Annotated in this window: 26 protein-coding genes and 1 tRNA gene; 13 read left to right on the forward strand and 14 right to left on the reverse strand. The window is 52.1% G+C overall.

Annotated elements, in window-relative coordinates:
* Positions 1–61 precede the first annotated feature (61 nt).
* Positions 62–1,483, forward strand: coding sequence for an MFS transporter (locus ACZ5GQ_RS05905; RefSeq protein WP_498856242.1), 1,422 nt, complete (start codon positions 62–64; stop codon positions 1,481–1,483).
* Between the two features lie 4 nt (positions 1,484–1,487).
* Here ACZ5GQ_RS05905 and ACZ5GQ_RS05910 read toward each other — a convergent pair whose 3' ends face one another.
* The 3 genes from ACZ5GQ_RS05910 to ACZ5GQ_RS05920 all read right to left on the reverse strand — a co-directional run bounded on the left by ACZ5GQ_RS05910 (position 1,488) and on the right by ACZ5GQ_RS05920 (position 5,577).
* Positions 1,488–3,746 carry a DEAD/DEAH box helicase gene (locus tag ACZ5GQ_RS05910; RefSeq protein ID WP_498856243.1) on the reverse strand — a complete coding sequence of 753 codons (2,259 nt, stop codon included), beginning with the start codon at positions 3,744–3,746 and terminating at the stop codon, positions 1,488–1,490.
* The gene (locus ACZ5GQ_RS05915; RefSeq protein WP_498856244.1) at positions 3,712–4,131 is read right to left on the reverse strand and encodes a hypothetical protein; all 420 of its coding nucleotides are present in this window, start codon (positions 4,129–4,131) and stop codon (positions 3,712–3,714) included. The genes ACZ5GQ_RS05910 and ACZ5GQ_RS05915 overlap by 35 nt, the downstream gene beginning before the upstream one ends.
* 87 nt (positions 4,132–4,218) lie before the next feature.
* Positions 4,219–5,577, reverse strand: a complete 1,359-nt coding sequence (locus tag ACZ5GQ_RS05920) for an MFS transporter (RefSeq protein ID WP_498856245.1) — start codon at positions 5,575–5,577, stop codon at positions 4,219–4,221.
* 364 nt (positions 5,578–5,941) lie between these two features.
* Here ACZ5GQ_RS05920 and ACZ5GQ_RS05925 point away from each other — a divergent pair, with 364 nt between their 5' ends.
* From ACZ5GQ_RS05925 to ACZ5GQ_RS05955, 7 genes are all read left to right on the forward strand, one after another.
* Positions 5,942–7,258: a TiaS agmantine-binding domain-containing protein gene (locus tag ACZ5GQ_RS05925; RefSeq protein ID WP_498856246.1), complete on the forward strand. Its 1,317-nt coding sequence runs from the start codon at positions 5,942–5,944 to the stop codon at positions 7,256–7,258.
* Positions 7,259–7,664: 406 nt separating this feature from the next.
* On the forward strand, positions 7,665–8,216 hold the full coding sequence (locus tag ACZ5GQ_RS05930) for a 2-oxoacid:acceptor oxidoreductase subunit gamma family protein (protein ID WP_498856247.1): 552 nt from the start codon (positions 7,665–7,667) through the stop codon (positions 8,214–8,216).
* Positions 8,217–8,312: 96 nt separating this feature from the next.
* Positions 8,313–8,627 carry a 4Fe-4S binding protein gene (locus ACZ5GQ_RS05935; RefSeq protein ID WP_498856248.1) on the forward strand — a complete coding sequence of 105 codons (315 nt, stop codon included), beginning with the start codon at positions 8,313–8,315 and terminating at the stop codon, positions 8,625–8,627.
* Complete coding sequence (locus tag ACZ5GQ_RS05940) at positions 8,624–9,826, forward strand: transketolase C-terminal domain-containing protein (RefSeq protein ID WP_498856249.1); 1,203 nt, start codon at positions 8,624–8,626, stop codon at positions 9,824–9,826. The genes ACZ5GQ_RS05935 and ACZ5GQ_RS05940 overlap by 4 nt, the downstream gene beginning before the upstream one ends.
* Entirely contained in the window at positions 9,826–10,743 is a 918-nt protein-coding gene (porB, locus tag ACZ5GQ_RS05945; RefSeq protein ID WP_498856250.1) for a pyruvate synthase subunit PorB, read from the forward strand. Before ACZ5GQ_RS05940 ends, porB begins: the two co-directional genes overlap by 1 nt.
* A gap of 171 nt (positions 10,744–10,914) precedes the next feature.
* The gene (locus ACZ5GQ_RS05950) at positions 10,915–12,036 is read left to right on the forward strand and encodes an AAA family ATPase (protein ID WP_498857384.1); all 1,122 of its coding nucleotides are present in this window, start codon (positions 10,915–10,917) and stop codon (positions 12,034–12,036) included.
* A gap of 14 nt (positions 12,037–12,050) precedes the next feature.
* Complete coding sequence (locus tag ACZ5GQ_RS05955) at positions 12,051–13,412, forward strand: vWA domain-containing protein (RefSeq protein ID WP_498856251.1); 1,362 nt, start codon at positions 12,051–12,053, stop codon at positions 13,410–13,412.
* On the opposite strand, the gene ACZ5GQ_RS05960 is transcribed toward ACZ5GQ_RS05955, so the two are convergent.
* Positions 13,409–14,383 carry a TatD family hydrolase gene (locus ACZ5GQ_RS05960; RefSeq protein ID WP_498856252.1) on the reverse strand — a complete coding sequence of 325 codons (975 nt, stop codon included), beginning with the start codon at positions 14,381–14,383 and terminating at the stop codon, positions 13,409–13,411. The two genes, ACZ5GQ_RS05955 and ACZ5GQ_RS05960, sit on opposite strands and share 4 nt — an antisense overlap.
* 37 nt (positions 14,384–14,420) lie before the next feature.
* Between ACZ5GQ_RS05960 and rpiA the strand changes: the two genes are divergently transcribed.
* Positions 14,421–15,143, forward strand: a complete 723-nt coding sequence (gene rpiA / locus ACZ5GQ_RS05965) for a ribose-5-phosphate isomerase A (RefSeq protein WP_498856253.1) — start codon at positions 14,421–14,423, stop codon at positions 15,141–15,143.
* Positions 15,144–15,578: 435 nt separating this feature from the next.
* On the opposite strand, the gene ACZ5GQ_RS05970 is transcribed toward rpiA, so the two are convergent.
* A complete protein-coding gene (locus ACZ5GQ_RS05970; RefSeq protein ID WP_498856254.1) occupies positions 15,579–15,764 on the reverse strand; it encodes a preprotein translocase subunit Sec61beta in 186 nt (61 codons plus the stop codon).
* A gap of 57 nt (positions 15,765–15,821) precedes the next feature.
* On the opposite strand from ACZ5GQ_RS05970, the gene ACZ5GQ_RS05975 reads away from it, so the two are divergent.
* On the forward strand, positions 15,822–16,106 hold the full coding sequence (locus tag ACZ5GQ_RS05975) for a nucleoside triphosphate pyrophosphohydrolase family protein (protein ID WP_498856255.1): 285 nt from the start codon (positions 15,822–15,824) through the stop codon (positions 16,104–16,106).
* Here the strand turns inward: ACZ5GQ_RS05975 and ACZ5GQ_RS05980 are convergent.
* The 3 genes from ACZ5GQ_RS05980 to ACZ5GQ_RS05990 form a co-directional block, all read right to left on the reverse strand.
* A complete protein-coding gene (locus ACZ5GQ_RS05980) occupies positions 16,072–16,839 on the reverse strand; it encodes a geranylgeranylglyceryl/heptaprenylglyceryl phosphate synthase (protein WP_498856256.1) in 768 nt (255 codons plus the stop codon). The genes ACZ5GQ_RS05975 and ACZ5GQ_RS05980 overlap by 35 nt on opposite strands.
* 55 nt (positions 16,840–16,894) lie before the next feature.
* Positions 16,895–17,233 (reverse strand): hypothetical protein, encoded by a 339-nt coding sequence (locus tag ACZ5GQ_RS05985; protein WP_498856257.1) that lies wholly within the window; start codon positions 17,231–17,233, stop codon positions 16,895–16,897.
* Between the two features lie 148 nt (positions 17,234–17,381).
* Positions 17,382–17,460 (reverse strand) — tRNA-Gly (locus ACZ5GQ_RS05990).
* Between the two features lie 57 nt (positions 17,461–17,517).
* Between ACZ5GQ_RS05990 and ACZ5GQ_RS05995 the strand changes: the two genes are divergently transcribed.
* Positions 17,518–18,684, forward strand: coding sequence for an iron-containing alcohol dehydrogenase (locus tag ACZ5GQ_RS05995; protein ID WP_498856258.1), 1,167 nt, complete (start codon positions 17,518–17,520; stop codon positions 18,682–18,684).
* On the opposite strand, the gene ACZ5GQ_RS06000 is transcribed toward ACZ5GQ_RS05995, so the two are convergent.
* Positions 18,681–19,919: an acyl-CoA dehydrogenase family protein gene (locus ACZ5GQ_RS06000; RefSeq protein ID WP_498856259.1), complete on the reverse strand. Its 1,239-nt coding sequence runs from the start codon at positions 19,917–19,919 to the stop codon at positions 18,681–18,683. The genes ACZ5GQ_RS05995 and ACZ5GQ_RS06000 overlap by 4 nt on opposite strands.
* Before the next feature lie 48 nt (positions 19,920–19,967).
* Positions 19,968–20,330, reverse strand: coding sequence for a hypothetical protein (locus tag ACZ5GQ_RS06005; protein ID WP_498856260.1), 363 nt, complete (start codon positions 20,328–20,330; stop codon positions 19,968–19,970).
* A 74-nt stretch (positions 20,331–20,404) separates the two neighbouring features.
* Between ACZ5GQ_RS06005 and ACZ5GQ_RS06010 the strand changes: the two genes are divergently transcribed.
* Together ACZ5GQ_RS06010 and ACZ5GQ_RS06015 are read left to right on the forward strand one after the other, a co-directional pair.
* Entirely contained in the window at positions 20,405–20,914 is a 510-nt protein-coding gene (locus ACZ5GQ_RS06010; protein WP_498856261.1) for a hypothetical protein, read from the forward strand.
* Positions 20,915–20,978: 64 nt separating this feature from the next.
* A complete protein-coding gene (locus ACZ5GQ_RS06015) occupies positions 20,979–21,854 on the forward strand; it encodes an NAD(P)-dependent oxidoreductase (protein ID WP_498856262.1) in 876 nt (291 codons plus the stop codon).
* Here the strand turns inward: ACZ5GQ_RS06015 and hmgA are convergent.
* From hmgA to ACZ5GQ_RS06035, 4 genes are read right to left on the reverse strand one after another with little or no spacing between them, the layout of a single operon-like run.
* Entirely contained in the window at positions 21,851–23,101 is a 1,251-nt protein-coding gene (gene hmgA / locus ACZ5GQ_RS06020) for a hydroxymethylglutaryl-CoA reductase (RefSeq protein ID WP_498856263.1), read from the reverse strand. The two genes, ACZ5GQ_RS06015 and hmgA, sit on opposite strands and share 4 nt — an antisense overlap.
* Positions 23,094–23,279 (reverse strand): PhlB family protein, encoded by a 186-nt coding sequence (locus ACZ5GQ_RS06025; protein ID WP_498856264.1) that lies wholly within the window; start codon positions 23,277–23,279, stop codon positions 23,094–23,096. The genes hmgA and ACZ5GQ_RS06025 overlap by 8 nt, the downstream gene beginning before the upstream one ends.
* Positions 23,270–23,512: a Zn-ribbon domain-containing OB-fold protein gene (locus ACZ5GQ_RS06030; protein WP_498856265.1), complete on the reverse strand. Its 243-nt coding sequence runs from the start codon at positions 23,510–23,512 to the stop codon at positions 23,270–23,272. The genes ACZ5GQ_RS06025 and ACZ5GQ_RS06030 overlap by 10 nt, the downstream gene beginning before the upstream one ends.
* A 1-nt stretch (position 23,513) precedes the next feature.
* The gene (locus ACZ5GQ_RS06035; RefSeq protein ID WP_498856266.1) at positions 23,514–24,659 is read right to left on the reverse strand and encodes a thiolase family protein; all 1,146 of its coding nucleotides are present in this window, start codon (positions 24,657–24,659) and stop codon (positions 23,514–23,516) included.
* Between the last annotated feature and the right edge of the window lie 9 nt (positions 24,660–24,668).

The raw sequence follows: 24,668 nt of genomic DNA on the forward strand, positions 1-24,668 counted from the left end.
CTCTGCATATAGTATAGAATAGTTTAAATAGGATAAGTAGCACGGATCACTTGGTGAGCCTGTGTCAGACGGAAAATGGCCAAGCAGTAGTGCAAAGGGCTCCCCCTTCAGCCTTCTTGATAAAGGAAGGTTCACCTTAGGCCTTCTTAAGGTTGTCCTGATCTCAGGAATGGGCTTCTTCACGGATGCTTACGATCTCTTCAATATTAACATAATGTTGCTCTTCCTGACACCCCTGTGGCACCTTACCAGTGTGCAGGAGGCTTTGTTGGCCTCCTCGGCTATATTTTCAGCAATTGTAGGCCAGCTGCTCTTTGGAAGGCTACTTGACCTCCTTGGAAGGAAGAGGATCTATGGAATAGAGGCAGGCATACTTGCCGCTGGGGCCGCCCTCAGCGCCTTCTCAACTAACTTCGCAATGCTACTAGCCACCAGAACTATCATGGGCCTAGGTATAGGTGGCGACTACCCAGCCTCGGCCACCATAGCAAGCGAGTACGCGCCTACGTCTAGCAGAGGCAAAAGCGTGGCATTAGTCTTCTCAATGCAGGGGTTTGGCATAGCCACGGCAGTCGTTACAGGCCTACTAGCAGCAACCTACCTGCCTGCAGACGTGGCCTGGAGAGTGGTGGCTTTAGTGGGAGCTATACCTCCAGCGTTTGTAGTTTACTTTAGGAGGCATGTGCCTGAGACCCCCAGATACTCCCTGCTTGTAAGGGGCGACGTTAACGAAGCCAGGAAAGGCCTCAGGCTGATCCTGGGCTCCGATGGTGAGGTCATCAATGCCAAGGCCCAGCGCAGCTCTATCCTCGAGTTCTTCAAGGAGTACTGGCCCCTGCTGATAGGCACCACACTGCCGTGGACGTTTATGGACATGTCACTTTACGGCACCGGAGTGTTCTCGTCCTACGTTACCTCTTCCTTACTGCCCGCAAAGAGCTTGAGCGACTCTGTCCTGAGGGCTGGCATACCCCTACTGGTAGGAATACCAGGATACTTCGCCGCCGCAGCACTGGTAGATAAGTTAGGCAGGAAGTCCCTTCAGCTAATGGGGTTTGCTATCGTAACTGGCATCTATATACCCATGGCCCTCTACTATATGAAGGTCATAGACGTAAACAGCTACCTGCTCTACGCCTTCTTCGGGCTTTCGTTCACCGTACTCAACTTAGGACCGAACACCACCACGTTCATATTACCAGCCGAGGTCTACCCAGTCAGGTACAGGTCCACAGGTCATGGAATATCGGCTGCCGCAGGCAAGGCGGGTGCAGCGATAACGACGTTTACATTCCCACTCATAAAGGCTTCCCTGGGCAGTAGCCTGGGGCTGGCGTTCATCTTTAGCCTGCTGGCGGCCGTCAGCATCATAGCTATAGCGATAACTGCCGCCTTTATACCTGAGACCAAGATGGTACCCCTTGAGGAGGCAAGTAGAGAGAAGTTAGTCGTGGAGTCCCCAGTGCCCGTGCCTTCTCATTAAAACTTTAAGCCGCCTTAAGCCTACGCCATCTTAACATCTCATCGATTCCCAGACTCCCCTCCTCCGCAGACGTAAGGCTGTTGAGCACTCTTAGCGCGCCGTGCCTAGAGAGGTACCTGTTGTTATTACCGCAGTACGGCGAGTAGACGCAGCGGGGGCACCCATCCTCGCATGTGCACGATGAGACTATGCTCTTCGCTATCTCTTGTATTTTCGTAAGCCTCTCATAGACTAGTCTAGAGGCCCCGTTGCCTCCAACGTGGGAGTCATAGATAACTATGTGGCCCGTAGGATAGCTGACGCCGCTTAAGTCCGTGTCGCTGGCCCCCACGACGGGTCTTGAGGCAGCTATGAGCACGTGCTCTAACGCGTGGTAGGCGCTAAGCGACGACTCTAGCGTGTCAAATTCTAACATAGGATACCTTAGAGCCACCCCCTTGGTCCAATAGTCCCATGTTATGGGATTCTCGTACTCCACCTCGTTGAGCGTAACGCCGCTGAACTCATCCTTAATAACATACCCTGTCACTGAAACTCTAACGTGAACGTCCCCATATGCAGCAGCCACTGGCCCATAGTTAGTGGAGCTCTCGGCCTTGACTTCAAGTATATCTATGCTGTACAGAGGTTTTGTATAGAAGTTGACGTTCTCTGAGAGCCTTACCGTGTAGGCCTTCATGGAGCTGAGGTCCAGCCTTGAGGAGAGCAGTGGCAGCCCCGCGTGGTAGTAGAGGGCCCCTGGATGCAAATCATAGAGGGCCATAGGCATTTCCCTCTCGCCCACCACTTTGCCATTAAGAACTATCTTAACCATAGGGCCTGTAGACCTTAGGCCCTGAGAGGCCAGGAACTCACGGGCAGGCCTCCACTGGGGCATTATTATATCTCCCTTGAGGCTTAGTAACCCCCTCTCGACAGCCCACGTTACGGGGGTCTGAAGCTCCTTAGGCAGGGAGCTCTTCCTCAGGGCCCCTCTCTGCATTGCTAAGGCGACCAGGTGAAGCTTCGTCACCTCTAAGTTACCTGGCTCTATATAGCTAGGGTCTGGCTCCCTTGAGAAGAACTCCTGAGGCCTCGAAGCGTAGTAGGCCTCTATAGGGTCGTCGCCCATAAGCGTCGCTACAAGCCCTGGCCTCCCTCTCCTGCCAGCCCTGCCGGCGCGCTGAATGTAGCTTGAATAGCTCTTTGGCAGGGATGCCATAACCACGGCGTCCAGGTCACCTACGTCTATGCCAAGCTCCAGGGTCGACGTAGCCACAACCGCGTTAAGGGAGCCCTCCGCGAACTCTCGCTCCACCCTCCTCCTATGCTCGGCTGGAAGCCCCGCCCTGTGAACTTCGACGTTAACGTGGTAGTTCTTCCTGATAATCCTTGCCACCAGTTCTGCCATTTGCTGCGAGTCGGTGAAGCCCAACACCTTGAGGCCCTCTGAGGCCAAGGAGGCTATCAAGTAGGCCGCGAAGGACCACCTGCTGAGCCTACCGTAATCAACAAACGCGTGAAGCGCCTCCCCTCTGCGCCTCCTGGGGCCTTCCACAACCTCCACGCTGTCCCTGGAGAAAAGCTTAGCTCCCAGGTCACCTGGGTTGCCTATAGTGGCGCCCGCCCCCACAAGCTGCAGCTCGCCAGCAGCCTGGGAGAGCCTGTATATGACCCATTTTACGTGAGAGCCCAGGACCCCCTGATATACATGCATCTCATCAAACACTGCTGTGCTTATCCCGGACACCAGCTCCTTGAAGTCCTTGGATTCGGCTAAGCCTATGTGTATCATATCGGGGTTTGTGATTATGAATGACGGGGGGTCTTCATATATGGCCCTACGCTCTGCCGGGGGCGTATCACCGTCAAGTACTGCGTACCTCAAGCCAACTCCTGATAGCAGCGATGAGAGCCTTCTTGCCTGGTCCCTCGCGAGGGCCTTAGTGGGATAAACCAATAGAAACCTCTCCTCCTTGTTCTTAAGCGCTTTTTCTATGAGGGGTATCATAAAGGCCTCCGTCTTACCTGTCCCTGTGCCGGCCACTATTATCACGTCCTTGCCTTGCCTTATCTTTGATATGGAATCCCACTGGAACCTATAGAGCCTAGATATGCCCCGGGCCTCTAGGGACTTGGTCAACTCTTCAGGAAGTGCAAGGTCTGCCGTCGAGGGGCCCAGCTCGGGTTCGCCCTCAGCCTCGTGATATATGTAAATTATCTTTCCATTGCCACCTTTGACAGCTTTACTAAGAAGCTCTTCTAGTCTCCCCACGCTTTCCATAGTTCCTGCGCCTCACAAACTTGTCTAGGCCTAGAACTCCTACTGCAGCGTCGACAACCCAGGAGAGCTCTGGAGATCCCTCAGATAACCTCAACTTAAACCTCTCGTATTTGACCTTCAGCCTCTCAGCGCCGCTCTCGTCATAGACTGTGAATAACCCCTTAACCCTCTTTCTAGGCCCCATAACAAGCGAGGCCACCACGGCATACTCACCGTGACCAAGCTTTACTTCAACGTAGCCAGCCTTGCCTCTGCTGTAGGTTCCCTTGCCGGGTCTCTCAGGCTCTGCTATAACGCGTTGGTTCTGCCTGCTAACCACAACAACCACTGTTCTCTTTACATGTAAGCCACTGCGGCTTTTAGTAAGCTCGACTGGAAGCTCCAAGCCTCAGCTCCTGATCTAAGAGCTGTAGCAAAGGGCTATTAGGATAGTTCCTCCAATAACCTCTTAGGGGTTAATGAGAAGCAACGTCTAATGGACGTTCCTATCATTTGAAGGGTCAGAGCCGCCCCCCGTTATAGGAGCTAGGTGGCCTAGATCAAGGCCTACTAAACTTCTGTTAGCGGTCTCAAAACCGAAGATCCTCCATACAACAGCGCCGCCAATACCGAGCAGTGCCATGGCAGTCATTATTGAAGCCCCTAAAATGAAGCTGTTACTGACGTACGGCAGCGTGAGAACGCCGGTTATTATGCCTGTGAGTATCCATACAAGAGCTCTTACGCTCGACACGTAGAGTCCCCTCTTGTTGGTTGGGAACAGCTCAGGCTCAAGCAGGGCCCTAGCAGCCCAGGTCAACTCCACCGGTATGAACGCGACTGCAAACGCAACTAAGAGCGGCAGCGTGAAGGTTAAATGATAGGCATAGGATATGGAGGCCAGCGCTATCCACAGGAGCAGCTGAAGACCAAATGAGAGCGTGGCGAACGTTCTCCTTTCAACCTTGGGCGTTATTGCAAACGCCGCTACGATACCAACAATTGTCATTATGAAGCCCCCAAGGAGTGGCACCAGGGTCGTTACGCCCATGCCGGCAAACTGCGAAGATGAGAAGTAGGAGTATGTTACCCCATAGGTTATGTACACGAAAGCTACGTCCTGTGAAATTCCCAGAGCTAGGAGGGTGGCAAACCTGAGCCCCATGCCAGATGTAGGAACTACAGGCGCTGCGGAGCCCCCATCAACAGCCTTCCATGCGCTCCTAATGTCCAAGGTTCCCTCCTTCGCAGCCTTCCACGGAAGGCTCTCGGAAAGGCCAAACCAGGCAACGATGAAAGCCAGCACAGGCGCTATATACATGAGCATGAGGGCCAGCCTTTCATTCATTATAGAGGCAGTGTTACCATGAAATATGATCAGCGGCACAAAGGCTAGGGCCACGCCCAGATTGCCAAAGTTTGGAGCTAAAACCAGCAGCTTACTTCTCTTGGCGGGGTCATAGCTCTCTGCTATAGCGGTAAGCACAGGGCTCTCAAGGCCTATGGCTGACATCCCTACCAGGGCCATTGAGGCTACAAGCAGTGCCAGGTTGTCTATATCGAAGAAGTATATGGGAACGTAAAGCAATAGTCCAATTATTAGTATTATTGATGTTAACAGGAACGCTTTTCTCCTTCCCAGCTTATCAAGTGTGATCCCGGCGAATATAGCTCCTAGCCCGCCAAATATGTATGGTAGACTGTAGCCAAGCCAACTGTAGGAGCTGGGTACTACGTTGCTTGCTACACTGACAGGCCCATAGCTCTCCGCTAGCCCATAGACTATCATACCTATCGACAGGGCTGCAAAGGCTAGCCACTGCTGTGAGCTCTTCGAGCTCAAGCCAGGCACCGAGGGTTGTTTATGAAAGAGTCCTTATAAACCTCATGGTTCCTACCTACTTGAAAATTAACTTAACTAAGTAAAAACAGTCTACCTAGGACGTTAAAAAGGTTCGTAACTGCCTTACTTACACCCCTCTCCTACCTAACTTAGCCAGCCAGCTCCTCTAGCACATTGGAACGTAAGTTAGGTCGCGATCGCTTTGCTCTTAACACGCTACTGCAGTTGATATATACTGCTGTCATTACCAATTGCTCTAGCGCTTAGCACAAGTTATAATTGCCTAAACACGAAACTGCAGGAGCCCACGCCCCATGGGCTAACTTAAGGCTCCTTCTTAACCTTTGCTGCCCTCGTCCGGAGGGGACGCCGGGTGGAGCGCCAGCTGCTCACAGTTGCCATAGACGACACTGATAGCCAATATGGGGGGTGCACGACCCATCTGACTGGGCTTATACTCAAGGAGCTTAGCAGCAAGGTTGTTTTGGCTGACTACCCGCTCCTGGTCAGGCTTAACCCAAACATACCGTGGAGGACGAGGGGCAACGCCGCCACGGTGCTTAGGCTTCTCTACGATGGAGACCCCAAGGACCTTATGGAAACGCTGTGGTCCATGATAGAGGAGTACACGGAGCCCCGCCCTCCTCTTCCTGGTAAGTCGCCTGGCCTGGTGGTGGCCTCTGGCAGGCCCTGGGAGTCGGAGCGGCTCAGGTGGCTCTACCACAAGGCTCTCTCAGATGTAGTTACACTTGACGTTGTTGTTGAGAGCCTTAACAAGTATGGGGCCCTGTGGCGCGGCGGCAGGGGGGTGATAGGGGCTGCCTCCTCCCTGGCTGCCCTCTCACCCGGCGAGCCCTACACCTTTGAGCTGACGTTTTACAGAAGGCCAGAGAACTGGGGAAGCAGGAGGTGTGTCGACTCGGACAAAGTGGCCTACCTGGAGGGCAGCAGCAGTAGCACTCTGAACAACTTGGAGCTTGACAAAGGGGTAACGAGCGCGGCGCCGGGCGGCCCTGATCCAGTGTTGGCAGGCTTCAGAGGCACAGACCCTGGGGAGCTCTGGAAGTTTGAGGAGGCCCTCTGTGAGCGGCCTCACTTTGCAGTGCTTTATAGGTCAAACCAGCACACAGGAGTTCACCTACAAGCCCAGGAGCCTAAGATATACCGCTCCGTGGACCTGGTGGTAAGTGTTAGGTCCTCTCCGCTCAAGCTCCCTGGAGGGCACGTTATAGTAGAGGTTAGTGACGGGGTAAACATATATGATGCCGCCTTCTATGAGGACTCAGGCCCCCTGGCCAGGGCGGCTGAGGACCTTTACCCAGGAGATGTCATTAATATTGCGGGAGGCGTTAGACCGTACTCGCCCCGAGGAAAGTTAACCATATCTGTAGAGGCTATGAAAGTCGTCAGCATAGCTCAGCGCTATGTGCGGGTTCCCCCTCGCTGCCCTAGCTGTGGAGCGCGTATGGAGAGCTTGGGCAAGGGTAAAGGCTACCGCTGCCCTAGGTGCGGCCTGAGGCTGGGCAGCGCACAAAAGCAGTCCCTCGTAGTTGAGAGGGAGCTCATGCCAGGCAGCTATTACTACAAAGCTGGCAGGGCCAGACACCTATCTCCGGTTGGAGTTAGGCTGCCGACGTTAAGTGGCCTTCCAATAACGCTTAACATCAGCGACGTTTTGAGGGTTTTCTAATTATGTTAACTCCCCAGTATACACCCCTCTGTTTCCTGTGGAGGTTCTGAGCACTGCCCCTCCCCTCAGCTTCCATTGCAACATATAGAAGCTGTGAGGGACAGGTGATAAAATTCTTGAGAAATGGAAGCAAGTAGTTTGTATAATGTATATTGCAATAATTTGTAATATATTAGCTTTTTAAGTTATAAAATTTATTTGACATGATCAAGAATCCAGGCCGGAGCGAGCCCTACAGGGGCTTGTACCTCCCTGTTTCTCCACAGGAAACAGAGGGGTGGCCCAACCAGTCCAAGGACCCGGAGCTTAAATACACCCCTCTGTTTCCTGTGGAACTCCCTCGGCCTGGCCGGCTTTGCAACAACGCTAAAAAAGATCAGGGGCCTTTAGTAGCCTGGGCGAAAGAATGTATACAGAGCTTAGATTTCATGGTAGGGGAGGGCAGGGCGCCGTAACAGCCGCAACCATACTTGCGAGGGCAGCGCTCTTCGAGGGTAAGTGGGCTCAGGCAATACCTGAGTTCGGAGCTGAAAGGAGGGGCGCCCCGGTCAGGGTTTACGCCAGGATCTCTGATAAGCCCATTCAGGTGCACAGCTCTGTGGTAGAGCCAGACATAGTAGTAGTCCTAGACTATGAGCTTCTAAAGTTAATAGACGTTACCGAGGGCCTTAAGCCTGATGGTATAGTCGTGTTAAACTCCCCGGTTAATACAAGCCCCTTCCCCAAGTTCAAGACGTTCTGTGTTAACGCTACCAAGATAGCTAAAGACCTGAACCTGATAGTAAGCGGCTGGCCGACGGTCAACACAGCTATGGTAGGGGCCCTAGCTAAGGCCAGCGGCGTTGTTAGCATAGATTCTGTTGTAAAGGCTATTGGCGAGTACTTTAGCTCCTCGGCGCTAGCTAAGGCTAATAGCGACGCAGCGGTAAGGGCTTTCGAAGAGATAACCCAGTGTTAATTTTAAAAGTGGGCCTAACAAAATAATCTTACTCAGTACATATAAAGCTTATTTACAGTAGAGTTCGGTATTCAGTAATGGGTACATTAGGAAGGGGTGTTTGCCACGACGGAGGCGTTAGTTGAGAAGCCTCGCACGTACTGGGCGGCGCCAATATCATACCCGGCGGAGGGGTCCTCAGGCAAGACTGGCCTCTGGCGGACAGAGCGGCCGGTAGTGCACCTAGATAAGTGCGTCAAGTGCCTCTTTTGCTGGCTCTACTGCCCTGAGGACACTATAATAAGAAGGGAAGATGATTATGTTTATGTAGACTATGATTACTGCAAGGGGTGCGGTATCTGCTCCCAGGTGTGCCCAACGCATGCTATAGAGATGGTTCCTGAGCCTTCTTTGGGAGGTGAAAGCGCATGACCATGAAAGCCCTGACTGGTAATCATGCAGTCTCAGAAGCTGTGAAGCTGGCCAGGGTCAAGGTAATAGCGGCTTACCCAATAACTCCTCAGACGACCATGGTTGAGAAGCTTGCCGAGATGGTAGATAAGGGCGAGCTTGAGGCTAAGATGATAAGGGTGGAGAGCGAGCACAGCGCTCTGGCGGCCACTCTTGGAGCCGCGGCTGCAGGGGCTAGGGCTTTCACGGCAACTTCGAGCCACGGGCTCCTGTACATGCATGAGGTGCTCTGGTGGACTGCAGGGGCCAGAATACCGGTTGTTATGGCAGTGGCTGCTAGGGCCATAGGGCCGCCGTGGAACATTCACGTTGAGCACAGCGACGTCATGGATCAGAGGGACACAGGGTGGATAATATCAGTGGCCCAGGAGAACCAGGAGGCGTTTGACCTGACCCTGCAGGCCTTCAGGATAAGCGAGGACCCCAGGGTATACCTCCCCATGATAGTCACGCTTGACGGCTTCATACTGTCCCACACCGTAGCCCCTGTTGACGTGCCCTCACAAGAGGAGGTGGACAACTGGCTGCCGCCCAGGAGACAGCCCTATGTTATAACGCCCGAGAGCAACGTAGTAATGGGTAACATAGCGTCAGACGAGGACTACTTTATGATGAGGTACTCAATACAGGCGGCAATGAAGGCAGCCAAACAAGTTATAAGTGAGGTCGACCTTGAGTACGGAAAGGCCTTTGGAAGGTCTTATGGTGGACTAGTGGAGTGCTATCGCTGCGATGATGCTGATTATGTAATTGTAATAACGGGCAGTTGGGCCGGCGATGCTAAGAAAGCCGTTGACATGCTGAGGGACAAGGGCGTCAGGGCAGGAGTTGCAAGGATAAGGTTTGTCAGGCCGTGGCCCGAGGAGGATTTGAGGGACAAGCTGTCCAACAAGAGGGGAGTCATAGTGTTTGACAGAAGCGTCTCGTTCGGAAGCTATGGGCAGCTCTTCAGTGACACTGCTGCAACGCTGTACGGAACCAAGGTGTCCATAAGGGGAGTCGTAGCAGGACTTGGAGGCGTTGATGTGAGGCCTGAAGATATAATGTCTGAGGTCATGGACTTCGTAAGCAGGGTTGAGGAGAGAGGCCTTGTCTACGAGCCGCAGAGGTGGATGTTGCCTAAGAAGTATGCTCACATAAGCAAGGAGGTGGGCCTCTGATGCCCATAAGGCTAGCCGACCTTCCCAGGAGACGGTACGGCATGCCAGGGAACGCTGCATGCCCTGGCTGCCCCGAGACCATGGGGCTAAGGTACGTTAAGATGGCGCTTGGAGACAACGTAGTTTTAGTGATACCGGCCGGCTGCAGCAGCGTAATTCAGGGCATAGTACCCAAGAGCGGCATAAACTTCCCAATACTCAATATAGTCTTCGCATCAGCTGCGAGCTCTGCAGCCGGCATGGAGGCAGCGTTCGAGATGATGGGCAAGAACTACAACGTGATTGTATGGGCCGGCGACGGTGGAACCGCTGACATAGGGTTCCAGTCAATGAGCGGGGCCGCTGAGCGCAATGATAACATAATCTACATATGCGTCGACAACGAGGCTTATATGAACACGGGTATACAGAGGAGCGGTCTAACGCCATATGGTGCATGGACCACTACTACCTATGCAGGGAAGACCGAGAAGAAGAAGCCCTTACCCTTCATAATGATAGCCCACAACGTGCCCTACGTGGCAACTGCTAGCGTTGGGTATCCACAGGACTTTATAGAGAAGTTGAGGAAGGCAGCCTCCATAAAGGGCTTCAAGTATATACACCTACATGCACCATGTCCGATAGGGTGGAGGTTTGACCCAGGTCTCACCGCTAAGATAGCCCAGCTGGCGGTTCAGACAGGGGTCTTCCCCTTGTTTGAGTATGAGAACGGCAAGTTCAGGCTGAGCTCCTACAGCGGCATGTATAGAAACCCACAGAAGAGGGTGCCCCTTATAGAGTACCTCAAGCTTCAGGGCAGGTTCCAGCCTGTGCTTAAAGATCCAGAGAAGCTTAAGGGCCTACAGGAAGAGATAGACACTATGTGGCGCTGGATAGAGATGTTAGAGAAGTATGGACCACAGGCGCTAAAGTGAAAGTATGTTTAACTCTTTTACATAATTTCAAGTTTTTGTATCGAGCAGTTAAAGAGGTTTTAGCATCCATAGGTCCGCTAGGAGTGCAGGTTTTTCACCTCCAAATTACTACCTAGGTAGCTGAGCATAGGTGTTACGTGAGTGTCAACCCAACGGCAGCCTGAGGAGTTGATGAAGCTGGCTTCACAGTTTCTCACAGAGCTTGAGGCACCGTTTGTGGGCAGGCATGAGGAGTCGCTGGTGATAACGCTGGCCCTCATGACGGGCGAGCACGTGGTGCTCATAGGAGAGCCAGGCACTGCCAAGAGCGCCATAGCGAGGAGATCCGCTGACCTGCTTAACGCTAAGTTCTTCAAGTATCTCCTGACGAAGTTCACAGAGCCAAGCGAGCTCTTCGGACCCCTTGACATAAAGTCGCTCAGGCAAGGGGTCTATAGGAGAATAACCAGTGGAAAGCTGCCGGAGGCTGAGATAGCGTTCCTAGACGAGATATTTAATGCCAACAGCGCCGTGCTCAACAGCATACTCAGTATAATGCAGGAGAGAGTCTTGTATGATGGCTACACAGAGATAAAGGTGCCTCTTTGGACCCTTGTAGGGGCTTCCAACAGAGTTCCTGAGGAGCCCGAGCTTGAGGCGCTGTATGACAGGTTCCTCTTCAGGCAGAACGTCAGGCCGTTGGATGAAGAGTCGTGGGATAATCTCCTCGATGCTGCATGGAAGCTCGAGATGGGGGCCTCGCAGGCAGTTCCTAAAGTTATGTCTATGGATGACCTTAAGGCCATCAATAACTTAATGTTTAAGGTCGACCTAAGCCCCATAAAGAGCAAGTTGATAAGGCTATTCATGATAATGAATGAGAAGGAGCTCCACATAAGTGACAGAAGGAAGGGCAAGATACTGAAGGCTATAGCGGCCCACGCGATGCTCGAGGGCAGGATGCAGGCCACGGAGTCGGACCTCATAGTCCTTAGGTACACAGTACCTAAGGACATAGATGACTTTGATAAGGTAAACACGATATTGGTGGAGGAGCTTAAGACAAAGGAGAGGATACTGCGTGAGCTCGACGAGATAGCTAACAACGTTAAGAATGCCGAGAAGTCTATAAAGGAGCTCGAAGCTTTCGATCCTAGGCTTCTGGACATATACAAGAACTTGAAGGTGGCCAAAGGCAAGATTCAGAGCCTTGTACAGGACGTTGAAGATGAAGAGGTCAGGAAAAAGGCTGAGGAGGTGGACGAGATGATAGAGAACTTGACGCAGGAGATCATGATAAAGTTAAACATGTGAAAAGAGTGAGAATGATGAGTGAGAATAGCGAGAGGAGAGGCAGTGAGAAGAAGCCTCTGATGAGCGTTCACCCGGAGGTAGGCCTGATAGATGAGATAAAACTTTACCGCGGCGAGAAGGTCCTCTCTGTAGCTAAGAAAATAGCGGAGAAGGACCTCGATCAGAGGATAACGGCCGCCCTGGCCGTTGACGTCTTTTACACGTACTACTTGCCCGTGCCCCTGATACCAGAGCAAAGCGAGACTGATGACAAAGATATGAGCTTCAGGAGGTCCATAGTTTCAGCTATGGTGAAGAGTGAGAGCCTGTGGAAGTCCAAGATTTACACCACAGCGGACACCTTAACTAGCATAGTAGCTGCGGCGTCATTCATAGAGAGGCTGAACAGGCTGCTCCCACCTCCTGAGGGCTCAGGCGGGGGCAACAGGTCACAGGAGCAACAGGAGCAGCAGGAGCAGGAGGGACCTGAGTCAGGACCTCCTAACATTCAGGAGGCTGTTCAGAAGGCCGCCGAGGCCGCAATGAAGGACTCTGAGATGGCCAAGAGAATAAAGATGACGGCAGAGAGGTTAGGCGCAGGCAAAGGAAGCGTCTTCTCTCTAGAGAGCTCAGCCGAGCTGGTGTTGAGGCTTGCAAGGGAGACCGACGTGGCTAGAATACTTGAAAAGATAGAAGGTTTCAAGCTGCCCTCTGTAAAGGGCAGGAATACCACCAAGTTCTCTAAGGGTTGGATCGCAGGGCTTGAGTACGGAGGCGACATAGAGAGAATTCACTACAGCCAACTTGCGCTGCCTGATGACATTTTTTATGCAGACCTGGCCAACGGCAAGCTATTGCTTTATGAGAAGGAGTTACCAGCCTCCAGGGGTCCTATTTATGTGCTCCTTGACAAGAGCGGCAGTATGGTCGGCTCTAAGATAGACTGGGCCAGGGCCGTTGCCGTAGCTCTCTTCAAAAAGTCTATGGACGAGGGCAGGACATTCATAGTGAGGTTCTTCGATTCCATACCCTATAGCTCAATGGTAGTGAAAAGCAACTCTAAACCCAACGACGTGTTAAGGTTACTTTCGTACCTCGCTAGAGTGAAGGCGGGCGGAGGGACTGACATAACTAGGGCTGTCTCATCAGCTGTTGATGACATCGATAAGATGAAGTTGGGAGGCAAGGACAGGCCAAGCGACATAATACTAATTACTGACGGCGAGGACAGGCTAAGCCCTGAAGTTCTCCAGCGCATGTTAAAGAAGGTCAACGCGCATCTCCACTCAGTCATGATACAGGGGCATAACACCTTCCTGCAGCAGGTCTCATACAGGTATCTAACCGTTCGCAAACTTGAGCGTAAGGAAGCGCTGGAAGTTATAGACTTCAGTTAAGGCGGGGATACCCCGTAGCTTTTTACGACGTTGTCTACGTTAACCCTGTACAGGAGCTCCTCTGTAACTAGGGAGTCTCTTAGCAGCTCCGCCTCAACCTCTGCAAGCGACCACGGAGTAACTACACCCTTTAGCGCTACCCCTGGAAAGTCACTTTCTACCATAAAGTTCCAGGTGTTCAAGGAAGCAGTAGCTTTCAGCACCTCCTTCTTCCCAAATACCGTGGCAGCATAACCGAGAGAAGAGGCCATTGGAACCATATCGGGACGTGCATGATGAAATATTATCCTGTTCGAGGGCTTCACGTTAAGTCTCTTAATAACTTCGTGGGTCAAAATTACAGTATCGGGACCCACGTCCTCCAAATGGAGGTGAATTATGCAGCCCTCCTCAGCGCCAATCTTAATAGCTTCCTCCATTAACAGCTCTGACACCAGGAGACTGAGAGGCATAACCTTGTAGTGCTGTCTTCCTACCTCACCTATTCCATCAAGGGCGCCGTCCCTGCAAAGCATTAGCTCATACTGCAGAATCTCCCTGCCAAGGTTCAGGGCTTCGGATGGTTTCAGCCCCATGGATAGAAGTTTGTCGACATCTCCAGGATAAAAACCATCTATGCAAGCTACACGAAGCCCCTTGGAGCGTAGCTCAGAGCAAGTTCTTACATGTATATCGATGGATCTTAGGTAAGCATCCCTTAGGCTAGGGAGCGCTATGCCGTAGTCCCAGGGAGATACTCCAACCAGGGCTAAGAACCATCCGTTCACTTTTTGAAAGGACTCCGCGAGCTCGTTTACACTAAGGCCCTTGACAGTGTTAGCGTGTGAGTGGGCGTCAGCTATGGGCACCTTAAAGCTTTTGTCGGCATTCATATCAAAGATGCCCGAACCATGTGACGCCTCTGAGAGTATTATATTATGTTGTTTTAATAGTCCCTGTGCTGCAAGCTTAGTAGCGGCTTTAAACTTCATTAACAGCTTGGTCCTGAAAACCCTTGGGTGAGCTTAAGTGAGCTGCGATCCAAAGAAAGCTGCGGCAGCTGGCGCCGTTGAGCTTGCTAAGGAGTTCATTGCGCATGCTTCCCTAGTAGGCATAGGCACGGGAACCACTGTCAAGGAATTTCTTGTCAGGGCCTCTAGCATGCTTAGGGGCAAGAGAGTGGTAAGCTCTAGTTTATCAACGGCAATCTCTCTCAGCGACGAAGGCGTAGATGTAATATATTATCCTGCTGGTGACTCCTTAATAGACGTTTACATAGATGGAGCTGACGAAGTCACATTAAGTGGAGACATGATAAAGGGTCGGGGAGGAGCGCTGCTGGGAGAGAAGATGTTGGCGTTCTTCAGTAAGGTTAACATATTTGTTGTAGGCGAGGATAAGCTTGTTGAAAGGCTAGGCTCCAGGGGGCCCTTGCCGCTTGAGGTGGTTCCAGAGGCTTACCCTATGGTGGTGAACGAGCTCAGGTCTATGGGATTTAAGGCGCTTCCTAGGGAGGGCAGTGGCAAGGTAGGCCCCCTAATAAGTGACTGGAGAGGTATGATAGTCGACGTATACACGGGACCCATAGAGGATCCAGGAAACCTCGATATGAAGCTGCACAATATACCTGGCGTGGTTGACACTGGCCTCTTCCTTGGGATGGCGGATTATGTGGTGGTGGGCAGGAGGGACTGCAGGTATGAGGTTCTCAGGGTTACAAGGAAGACCAAGGCCTCAGCTTTACGACGCTGAGCAGGCCATAGAGTCAATGATATTGTTCAGAGGCTACCCTAAGTCGTGGGAGCCTAGCATAGCAGAGGAGGAATCCTCGCAAAGGTATGTCAAAATAAGCTCTGGAAGGCTTGAGCTATGGATTTACATGGGCGCTCACGGCGATCATATCATAGTCCCAGCAGCTCCTAGGCAGCGTACTCCCAAAAGCGCTTATGCGAAGCCCGTATACTGTAGCTGTGAGGGGTTTCAAAGGAGGTTGTTTACTGAGGACGAATTTGGGTGTACCCATGTAATTGCATTCGGCGAAGCTTTAAGGAAGGGTAGTCCTCATAGCTTGGAAGGCCTGCCCATAGGAGACTTACTTAAAATAGTGAGCGAGGTGTTAACGTTAGGGCAGAGCGTCACCTTAAGAAGGCTCCTGTATAATAGCGCACAAAAAGGCTCCTCTTAAGTCTAGTGAACTACCATCCTAGCTATGATAACGGCCGCCGCCACTACAGCGGACACTATAACGAGCGTAGTGGGCGATATCTCAATCTTAGATTTATAATTTTCGTAGAAGGCCACAAGGCCAGCAGCCGTCAGGGGTCCTGACTCCTTCCTCTTCTTACTTGAGGCGCTCTTTTTCTTGTCGGGCATAGGGCCTCGCGCCCTTAATGTTAGCTGGCGTTATTTAACTTAACTTGGGGCGAACCCTTGGAGCTCAGGTGCGTCCAGAGGGCAATGAAGGATGAGTACTTTAGCAGGGACAGCGAGAGGGGGCTCTTTCAGACATTTGCTTGGTTTATAGAAGAAGTTGGAGAACTTGGTGAGGCCCTGCTAAAGAGAGATAAGGCAGGCATCTCGGAGGAGCTTGCGGATGTCATAGCGTGGGCCATAAGCATAGCCAACCTGCTTGACATAGACGTCGAGGAGGCGTTAAGGGGCAAATATGGACGGGAGCTTGCTAAGGCCGGCTGCTGCGAAGGCGCAAAGAGCTAACCATATCATATAGTGAGCGTGGATCTTTCTCTACAAGGGTGCCATTAACTATGCCATCAGCTCCAGCCTCAGCTATAGCTGCGGCGATCTCAGGTGAGTTGATGCCACCACCAACTATCAGAAGGCCATCAAAGCCGGCTGAGTTAAGCGCTGCCCTAACAACTCTGATAGAGCTAGGCGGTATGGGCTGTGGAGCGCCGCTTCCTGCCTCTAGGTAAATCAGCGAAGCCCCCATCATAGCACTTGCCAGGGCATAGGCGGCCAGTATGTCGCTTCTCTCATAAGGTATAGGCCTCGCCCTACCTATGTAGCCTGCGGCGCCGCCGTATCCAACTATTATATAGGCTGTTGGGATGGGCTCTATACCCATCCTCAGTACTATGGGGGCTGCCTGGGCCTGAACGCCCGTAACGTAATATGGGTCATCGCTGTTCACAAGAGTCATGAACAGTACGGCGTCGGCATGAGGCGTTAAACCGTTGATGTTTCCTGGGAACAGTATTACGGGAAGTCCAGACTTCTTGACAGCCTTAACAACCTCTGACAGCAGGGGCTCGTAAACTCCTAGCGAGCCTCCTATCAGGATTGCCGTAGAGCCCGCGTCAGCTGCTGTCATAGCTATTCTTTCGGCTTCCTCGGGTGAGGTCTTCTCAGGATCTATGAGGGTCAAGTGTATCTTGCCTTTTTCATCCCTCTCTGAGAGCAGCATCCTCAGGACTTTTCCTATCTTCAAAGCTCCCTTCCTCTGAGTCGGCTTGAGAAATTAAGCACTTCCTAAATTTTAAATGTTATTCCTCCTCTCCCTCCTCGCCGCCCTCGTTCTCGCTTTCACTGCTTTCCTCAGAGGTCGGGCGTGAGCACTCATCTAGGCGGTTTTCGTAGGCCAAGTCGGATATTTTATTATACACGTCAACCCTGTCAAGGGTTACTGGAACCTTGAGCTCGCAGTACAGGTGGCAGGTGCCGCACTTAGCTATTGCTAACTTCTCGTCAGCGGAGTCTAGCTTTTTGAAGTCAACAGTTAATGTCATAGCGCCACAGCGGGGGCACTGGAAGTACCTTGAAGGCTTCCTTACTCTTTTGACTTGTTTAATTCTCCTCTTCCTTCTTCTTGCCACCCTTGCCACCCATCTGTCTCACTCCTTGACGAAGTTAAATAGCTCGCTGAATCTAAGCCTCTTCACATCTTAAGGTAATTGAACTTGATAGGGTGGCGGATCCCTAACTGGGCTTCAATAACCTGGCAAGGCAAGTAGTGCCTCGAAGTGAAGTAAGTGGTGCGGCGGCCGGGACTCGAACCCGGGACCTCCGGCGTGGCAGGCCGGCGTCCTAGTCCAAGCTAGACTACCGCCGCACCAGTTGAGTTACCTATAGCTCCCCTTTTTTAAGCTAGCTTCTATCTTAGTGCGCGGTGAGGGTATTGCCCCTAAAGCCTTTCGAATGGACCTACAGCTGCACAAAGGTACACTTCGGACCTAGCTCCGAAGAGTCATTGAGGGGCTACATTAAAGGTGTCAGGAAGGTCGTTATAGTGACGGGCAGGGTTGCAGCCAAGGCCAGTGGGGCGCTCGACGATGTCATAGCTATACTGAGAGATAATGGGGTAGAATATTCGATATTTGATAGGGTGGTTGCCAACCCGCCTTCATCGCTTGCAGATGAACTAGCAAAGTACACTAAGGACTTTGGGGCTGAGGCCCTAATAGCGATAGGTGGAGGAAGCACTATAGATACCGCTAAGGTTGCCTCAGCCATAGTTGCTAATGGTGGCGTTGCCCTGGATTACCTTTATGGTAAGCGGCGTGCTCAGACATGTTTACCAGTTTACGCAGTGAACTTAACTCATGGAACTGGATCAGAAGTTAATCGCTATGCCAATATGACAGATGTCACCAGAGGCGATAAGCTTGGCAACGAGGTCTGCTACCCTAAGGCTGCCTTTGACGATCCGAGGTACACGATCTCTATGCCCATGGAACAGGTCCTTTGCACTACCTTTGATGCGCTATACCACGCCTACGAGGCCGCTACAACAGTGGGAAGCTCGCCGTTGGTCTGGGCTTTGGCTGAGGAGTCCATAAGAAGGATTGCTGAGAACTTGCCCCTGGCAGTGGCTAACCCTAAGGATGAGACTCCAAGGTACTGGCTCATGTATTCATCTATGATATCGGGCGTCGCAATAGACCTCAGTCCAACAAACATAGTACATCAGATAGAGAACATATTAAGCGGCCTGGTGCCCTCACTGCCCCATGGATGTGGCCTGGCGATAATAGGGCCCGCCTTAGCGCCAATAATACACTCTGCCTCCCCCGAGATATCTACAAAGCTTCTGAGAATACTAGAACCCTCTGGGAACATAACAGCGGAGACGGCCGGCGACATACTTAGAAGGTTTGCAGAGTCCGTTGGATTCAACAAGAGGCTCGGCTATTACGGCATAGGTAGGGACATAGTGAGGGAAGCCGTGAGGAGGGCGTTCAGCAACCCAATAGTAGCTGAGAGGCTTAGAACCAGGCTTGGAAGGATAAACCTTGATGAACAAAAGCTGACGGAGCTCTTAACGTCTATGATTTAACCTTTAACGTAGTCCTTCCCTATGAGCTCCCTCGCCACTATGTACCTCATTATGTTCTGCGTTCCCTCAGCTCCGACAAAGTACGACAGCACGCCCAGGAGGTTCCTGAACACGTTAGCTTCCTCGGTGTAGGCAAGCGCTCCGTAGGTCTTCATTAGCACCTCGGCAGCATTTAGTGCAGTCTCGACCGCCTCTATCTTAGCGGCTGAGGCCCAGTAGTCAAGGTCATGGGGTCTCAGGCCGGCCTCCTTCTTTATGTAAATTCTGTCAGCCACCTGCGCCGCCTTGTAGACAAGTAGTCTGGCGGCCTCGAGCCTTGAAGCCACCTCAGCTATTGGGAAGCTGACGCCCTGGTAGGAAGCTATCGGCTTGTCCCCAAAGAGTTTGCGCTCCCTGGCGTAGCTAATTGCGGTCTCTAGGGCCCACTGGGCAGCGCCTACGTTTGCCGCGCTGACGAGGACTCTGGCCAGTGAGAAGCCCTCCATAGCTATATAGAACCCTCTTCCCTCCTGACCAATCACGTATCTGCTCTCCACAGGGGTTCTGTTGAACTTGAGGGTGCCAGTGGATATAGCGTGCCTTCCTATAGTGTTAAGTATCGTGTACTCAAAGCCCTCAGGCCTCCGGCCCTTGTAGTTGCCTACGAAGGCAAACCCTGTGAGCGACCTGTGGCCGGGCTCGGGCGAGGTGCGAGCTATTAGGTACCAGGAGCCCAGGTCCAGCTGCTCCATGGCTTCCCTGACACCACTTATGTAGACTTTCTCTCCTGAAACCCTGTAGAGACCGTCGCTTTCCTTTATGGCTGAAGTCCTCTCCCCAGCTACATCGCTGCCTCCCGTCGGCTCCGTGGAGGCTATACCAAAGAATGCCCTGCCCTTGCCTACTAGGGGCAGTATTTCCTGTTTAACTTCCTCGTTGCCATAAAGATAAAGTATATAGGGCCATGCGTTGTTAAGCAACGTAAAGACGGCCGTTGCTACAGCGGGGTCATTGTAAGCCACTTCCTCAACAGCCAGCGCTGCTAGCAAGAAGTTGCCCCCCTGCCCTCCATACTCTTCTGGCACTGGGATCGCAAAGAGGCCCTGCTCGCCCATTTTATGGATCAGGTCTGTAGGTATCATCTTCTTGGCATCCATGTCACTCCATATAGGAGCTAGCTCCTTGGAGAGAAACTCATGAACGGACTGTTTGAACAGCTTCTCATCCTGAGATAGCTCAAAGTCCAACACGTTCACCAATGTAGCCCAGGAGGGGAAAATATTAAGTGTTACCAAGTTAGCTGTCTAGTTACCTTCGCCGCAGCTAGAGAGTATTGAGGTTATCAGGTCACCACACTCCTTTACAATAACTTCAGCGGTTTCTGATCCATGATTAGAAGCCTCAAGGAGCCCCTTAACCGCCTTGCAGAGAAGGCGTTCATAGTTAAGGCCAAGTTTTTTCAGCGTAGCCTCGCTTACTGGTAGGGAGGTTGTTCTTATGAATGGAAGATAGTCGTCGCTGACAGCTGCCCTAATGTAGATGCCTGTAGAGTTAATGATTACTTCGCGCCCTTTGCCTATATCAATAGATACCTCATAGTCTCCTGGCGGTGGCGCTAGGCACAGTATAAGTTCAAGTCCTCCTTTACTGAGGCAGCGGCAGCTCATTATTTATCCAGGTATGGGTCCTCTCTGGTAGACTTTAAAAGTGAGTCAGCACTACCCACTGCAAGGTGTAAATATTGAGCTCCCCGCTCAGCAAGCTTGAAGAGATCTCAAGGACATCTAAGAAGGGAACTGTATCGCTGCAGGTGTCTTCCATGATATCTGAAATCATGGAGCTTAATGGTGCTGTAGACCAGGTAGCAAGATATGTAGAGTGCTTGGCTTCGGCTAAGGGAGGCTGCACTCAGCTCAACGGAACCTCTCTCTGTTCCGCGAGCTGCGGCGAGACCTTCTATATGAATGACTCTGGCCTACTCAAGATATGGAAGGTGGGCGCCAACGCGATATCAATAGTTAGGGGGCCCGACACTTTCCTTGTTAGCACTAAGAACTTCAGCGTCCAAATAGACCAGACATCCTATAGGGCTAGGCTGTGGGGCTCCTCAATAAGCGGTCAGCTCACCCAGGAACAGCTCATTAAGGATTCTCAGTTAATTCTTCAGGCAATAAGGAAGCTCCTGCCCAAGGTGAAGACTTTAGCGGACTCCTTAGGCCAGTGCGCCCGCTCCCAAGGTATTAAGTGCTAGGCCTTGAAGCTTTACTAGATAAGCCTTTTATTATACTACGAGTTGATGGCACCTTGGGTTAAGGATGGCTAGAGTAGGCGTCATAGGCCTAGGCGTCATGGGCTATAGAATAGCGGCTAACCTAGCCAAGGCAGGTCTTCTCATAGGAGTTTACAATAGGACGAAGGCCAGGGCTGAGGACTTTCATAGGTCGTATCCTCAGGTAGAGGTATTTACAACACCTTCGGACCTTGCAGACAACGTGGACTACGTAATTACTGTACTCTCCGACGATAATGCTGTAAGTGCTGTGGTTAGGAGCCTACTGCCCCACCTCAAAGGTAAGGTGCTCATAGACATGTCAACTATATCACCCACTACCAGCGTTTCGCTGGCAAAGGAGGTCAGTAGCGCTGGGGGAGTGATGTTTGACGCGCCTATTATGGGCACATCCGTCGACGTCGAGCAAAAGAGGATAACGGTTCTTGTAGGAGGACCGAAAGACCGCTATGCAGAGGTCGAGGCTATACTAAGCAGCACCAGCGGCAGGGTTGTCTACGTGGGGCCTAACGGCATGGGGCTTTACATGAAGTTAACCGGAAATATGATATTTGCCATATTTATGAATGGCCTTGCGGAAGCCATAAACTATGCTTTGAGGGCAGGACTCTCGCCAGAGCAGGTAGCAGACTTATTCCTTAACATCAGTGGTACTAGGTCCCCCAGCAGCTCACTTAAGGTTCCTAAGATGCTGAACTCTGATTACAGCGTACAGTTCGCCCTTAAACATATGAGAAAAGATACCGAGATTATGGTCAGGGAGGCGCAGAAGTTGGGCGTGCCGATACCATTGACATCATTGGTATCTAACATGTTCAGGATGTCCGAGGGGCTAGGGCTAGGGGACTTCGACGTTTCAGCTATAGTGGAGCTTTACAGAAGGCTCTCCCAGCAGCGTTAGTCGCGACTTCTTCCTAATCTTTCATGCGCTTTTGCAAGCTCCCCAGTGACTTGGGAGGCTAGGAGGTTAAGCTCGCCGGCTAAAGCTACGGCTGCGACTATCTCTGCAAACTTAAGCGCGTTGACCCCTGCAGGGTTCCCACCGCCGGCCACTCCCAGGAGTTCCAGGGCCTCTCGCTGAGTTGGAAGCCATGTTCCACCGCCAACAGTGCCCACCTCAAGGCTGGGAAGAGTGACCGATATGTAAAGGTCCTTCCCTCTGACCTCGGTCCAAGTGTAAGCCATGCTACTTTCAACCACTTGAGCTACATCTTGACCTGTAGCGATGAATATGGCTGCTATTACGTTGGCTACATGTCCATTAAAGCTGGGGCTGCCGGCCACCGCGTTGCCAAGAAGGTTCTTTGACTTATTTATAAAATCTATGTCCTCAGGCGTAGTCCTCATGACATCCCTTAGCACGTCACCCTTAACTATGGCCTCTGAAACCACGTACTTACCTCTTCCTAAAAGCCTGTTTATGCTACTTGGCTTCTTATCGCTGCAGAGGTTGCCGCTGACGCTGAGGCAGCGGTGCTCACCTTTGTAATACCTGTCCATGTAGTTGCAGAGCAGGTCAGATGCTATGGTGGCCATGTTCATACCCATGGCATCACCTGTTCTGAAGACAAACCTTGGCCAGAGAATGTTGCCTACAATATACGTCTGTACGTCAACTAGCTCGCCGTGACGAGTGACTTTCTTAACCTCATCCTTTAGGGCGTTTATGTTATCCTTTATCCAGGAGGCCAACGATTGGGCTTCGAGCACGCTTGGGGTCCATATTATGGGGGCCCTCGTCATGCCATCATATAACACCTTTGACCTGGCGCCCCCGCTCATAGTTATTGCCTTTACTCCCCTGTTGACTCCTGCTACGAGCGCTCCCTCAGTAGTAGCCATGGGTACATAGAATTCGCCTCTGGCATAGTCCCCCTGCACTTTGAGCGGCCCGACAACGCCTAGAGGTATTTGCGCCGCGCCTATGGGGTTCTCTATATTGTGCCCAACGACGCCTACGAAGTCTATAATTGTAGAAGCTATAGAGGTTAGCCTCACGTTGTACTTCTTTTCAAGAAATAGCCTTCTTACTAAGGCAGCTAAGTTAGGGTTACCGAGAAAGGAGTCCAGCTTGCTGAAGCTAAGCTCCCCAGATTCAAGTTTAGAAAGGGCTTCTTCAACTTTGGAGCTCAGCCCCTCCTCAGACATCAGGTACACCCATAGAGGGCCTAAACTTCAGTGCATAGTATATTAGCCCTGCCTCCCTGTCCACTCTAGTCCTTCTCAGCACGGCCTCAACTTCTAGACCCTTCTTGAGCTTCGAGGGGTCCGTTATGTCCGTCAGCTCAGCCACGACCTTGGTGACTCCAAGGTCTATTAGCCCCACATATATGGGGGAGTACTCTTTGTGCCCTCAGGGACCGCGTAGACAGTGGTGTACGAAATCAGCTTACCCCTCTTGGGCAGGTCTATGGGCTCCAGGTCGCGGCTGCCGCAGTATGGGCATGCCTGCCTTGGAGGGAAGTGCACACGGCCACAGGCCTTGCACTTGGCTCCCTGGAGCCTGTAAAGGGAGAGCTTCATCCTCCAGTACCTAGGAACTGAGAGATCCATGGACATCTCACTCCACCCCCTCTACAAGTGCAACATAAGAGTTAGAGCCCACGCCATTGATTGATATGGCCAGCCCCTTCCTGGCACCCCTCACCTGCAGCCCTGGGAACTTGCCAGCTACCTGTAGGGCCACCTCGGCCACCTGGTAGACACCTGTGGCCCCTATGGGGTGTCCCCGAGCCTTGAGGCCTCCGCTGGGGTTCACCACTGGCCCTTCCCCACCTAAGGAGAACCTGCCGCCGGCCACTAGTTCTGCTGCCTTGCCACGGGGCGCCAGCCCTATAGTTTCAAGGGTGAGTAGTCCCATTATTGTGAACGAGTCGTGAAGCTCTATAACGTCAACATTGTCAGCTGAAGCTATGTTCTGAAGCCTTCTGTACGCTTCAGCTAGGCTATCTATTATAAGCGGGTCGTCAGCCAGCTCTAGGGATCCAAGGCCTGAGGCTGACTCGACAGCAGTTATTCTGGCCAGAGGGCTCTTGGAAGAGTCCTTGCTGGAGAGCACCAGGGCTGCTGCGCCATCGCCTAGAGGGTAGCTGTCAAGCAGAGTTATGGGGTCTGCCATAACTTGCGACTTGGGTACCCTATCTGGCTTTATGGCAAAGTTAAGCATTGCGTAGGGGTTCTCCTTGGCGTTGTTGTGCATTAGCGCGGGCCAGTAGGACAGCAGATTACGATCAACATTGTATGTATCCATGTAAATTCTAGTAAGCATGGCGGCATCAGCGGCAAAGCCCACGTTATAGAAGGCTCTGCTGTTAGAGTCAAAGACCATTTGCAGCTGTCTGTAAGTCTTTGAGCTCTGGAACTCTGTGACCTTTTCGACGCCCACTACTAAAACTTTATCAGCCATATTGGACTCTATTAGGGAGTGCGCTACGGCGACGGCAGCTAGGCCTGAGGCCTCGCCAGCCTCTACCTTTATAGCTCTAGCCCCTCTGAGCCCTAAACTTAGGGCAAGGTAGCCTCCGAGGTCAAGTTGCTCGTCCTGCACGCTGCCGAGCGCGTTAGACACGACAATGTAATCTATTCCCGAGGCGCCTCCGGCCTGGTCAATGGCGCTGAAGGCCGCCTCTGCAGCCAGCTGGAAGAGGCTCTTCTCGTAGTGCCTCTCCACCTTCACCATTCCAGCGCCCTCTATGTACGAGACCATGTTTTCACC

Source organism: Caldococcus noboribetus (assembly GCF_055389385.1).

Coding starts and splice junctions, on each gene's coding strand:
- ACZ5GQ_RS05930 (WP_498856247.1), top strand. CDS start 7,665: ATGTATACAGAGCTTAGATTTCATGGTAGGGGAGGGCAGGGCGCCGTA.
- ACZ5GQ_RS06005 (WP_498856260.1), bottom strand. CDS start 20,330: ATGAGCTGCCGCTGCCTCAGTAAAGGAGGACTTGAACTTATACTGTGC.
- ACZ5GQ_RS05950 (WP_498857384.1), top strand. CDS start 10,915: ATGAAGCTGGCTTCACAGTTTCTCACAGAGCTTGAGGCACCGTTTGTG.
- hmgA (WP_498856263.1), bottom strand. CDS start 23,101: ATGTCTGAGGAGGGGCTGAGCTCCAAAGTTGAAGAAGCCCTTTCTAAA.
- ACZ5GQ_RS06015 (WP_498856262.1), top strand. CDS start 20,979: ATGGCTAGAGTAGGCGTCATAGGCCTAGGCGTCATGGGCTATAGAATA.
- ACZ5GQ_RS05910 (WP_498856243.1), bottom strand. CDS start 3,746: ATGGAAAGCGTGGGGAGACTAGAAGAGCTTCTTAGTAAAGCTGTCAAA.
- ACZ5GQ_RS06035 (WP_498856266.1), bottom strand. CDS start 24,659: ATGGTCTCGTACATAGAGGGCGCTGGAATGGTGAAGGTGGAGAGGCAC.
- porB (WP_498856250.1), top strand. CDS start 9,826: ATGCCCATAAGGCTAGCCGACCTTCCCAGGAGACGGTACGGCATGCCA.
- ACZ5GQ_RS06030 (WP_498856265.1), bottom strand. CDS start 23,512: ATGTCCATGGATCTCTCAGTTCCTAGGTACTGGAGGATGAAGCTCTCC.
- ACZ5GQ_RS05955 (WP_498856251.1), top strand. CDS start 12,051: ATGAGTGAGAATAGCGAGAGGAGAGGCAGTGAGAAGAAGCCTCTGATG.
- ACZ5GQ_RS05960 (WP_498856252.1), bottom strand. CDS start 14,383: ATGAAGTTTAAAGCCGCTACTAAGCTTGCAGCACAGGGACTATTAAAA.
- ACZ5GQ_RS05970 (WP_498856254.1), bottom strand. CDS start 15,764: ATGCCCGACAAGAAAAAGAGCGCCTCAAGTAAGAAGAGGAAGGAGTCA.
- ACZ5GQ_RS05940 (WP_498856249.1), top strand. CDS start 8,624: ATGACCATGAAAGCCCTGACTGGTAATCATGCAGTCTCAGAAGCTGTG.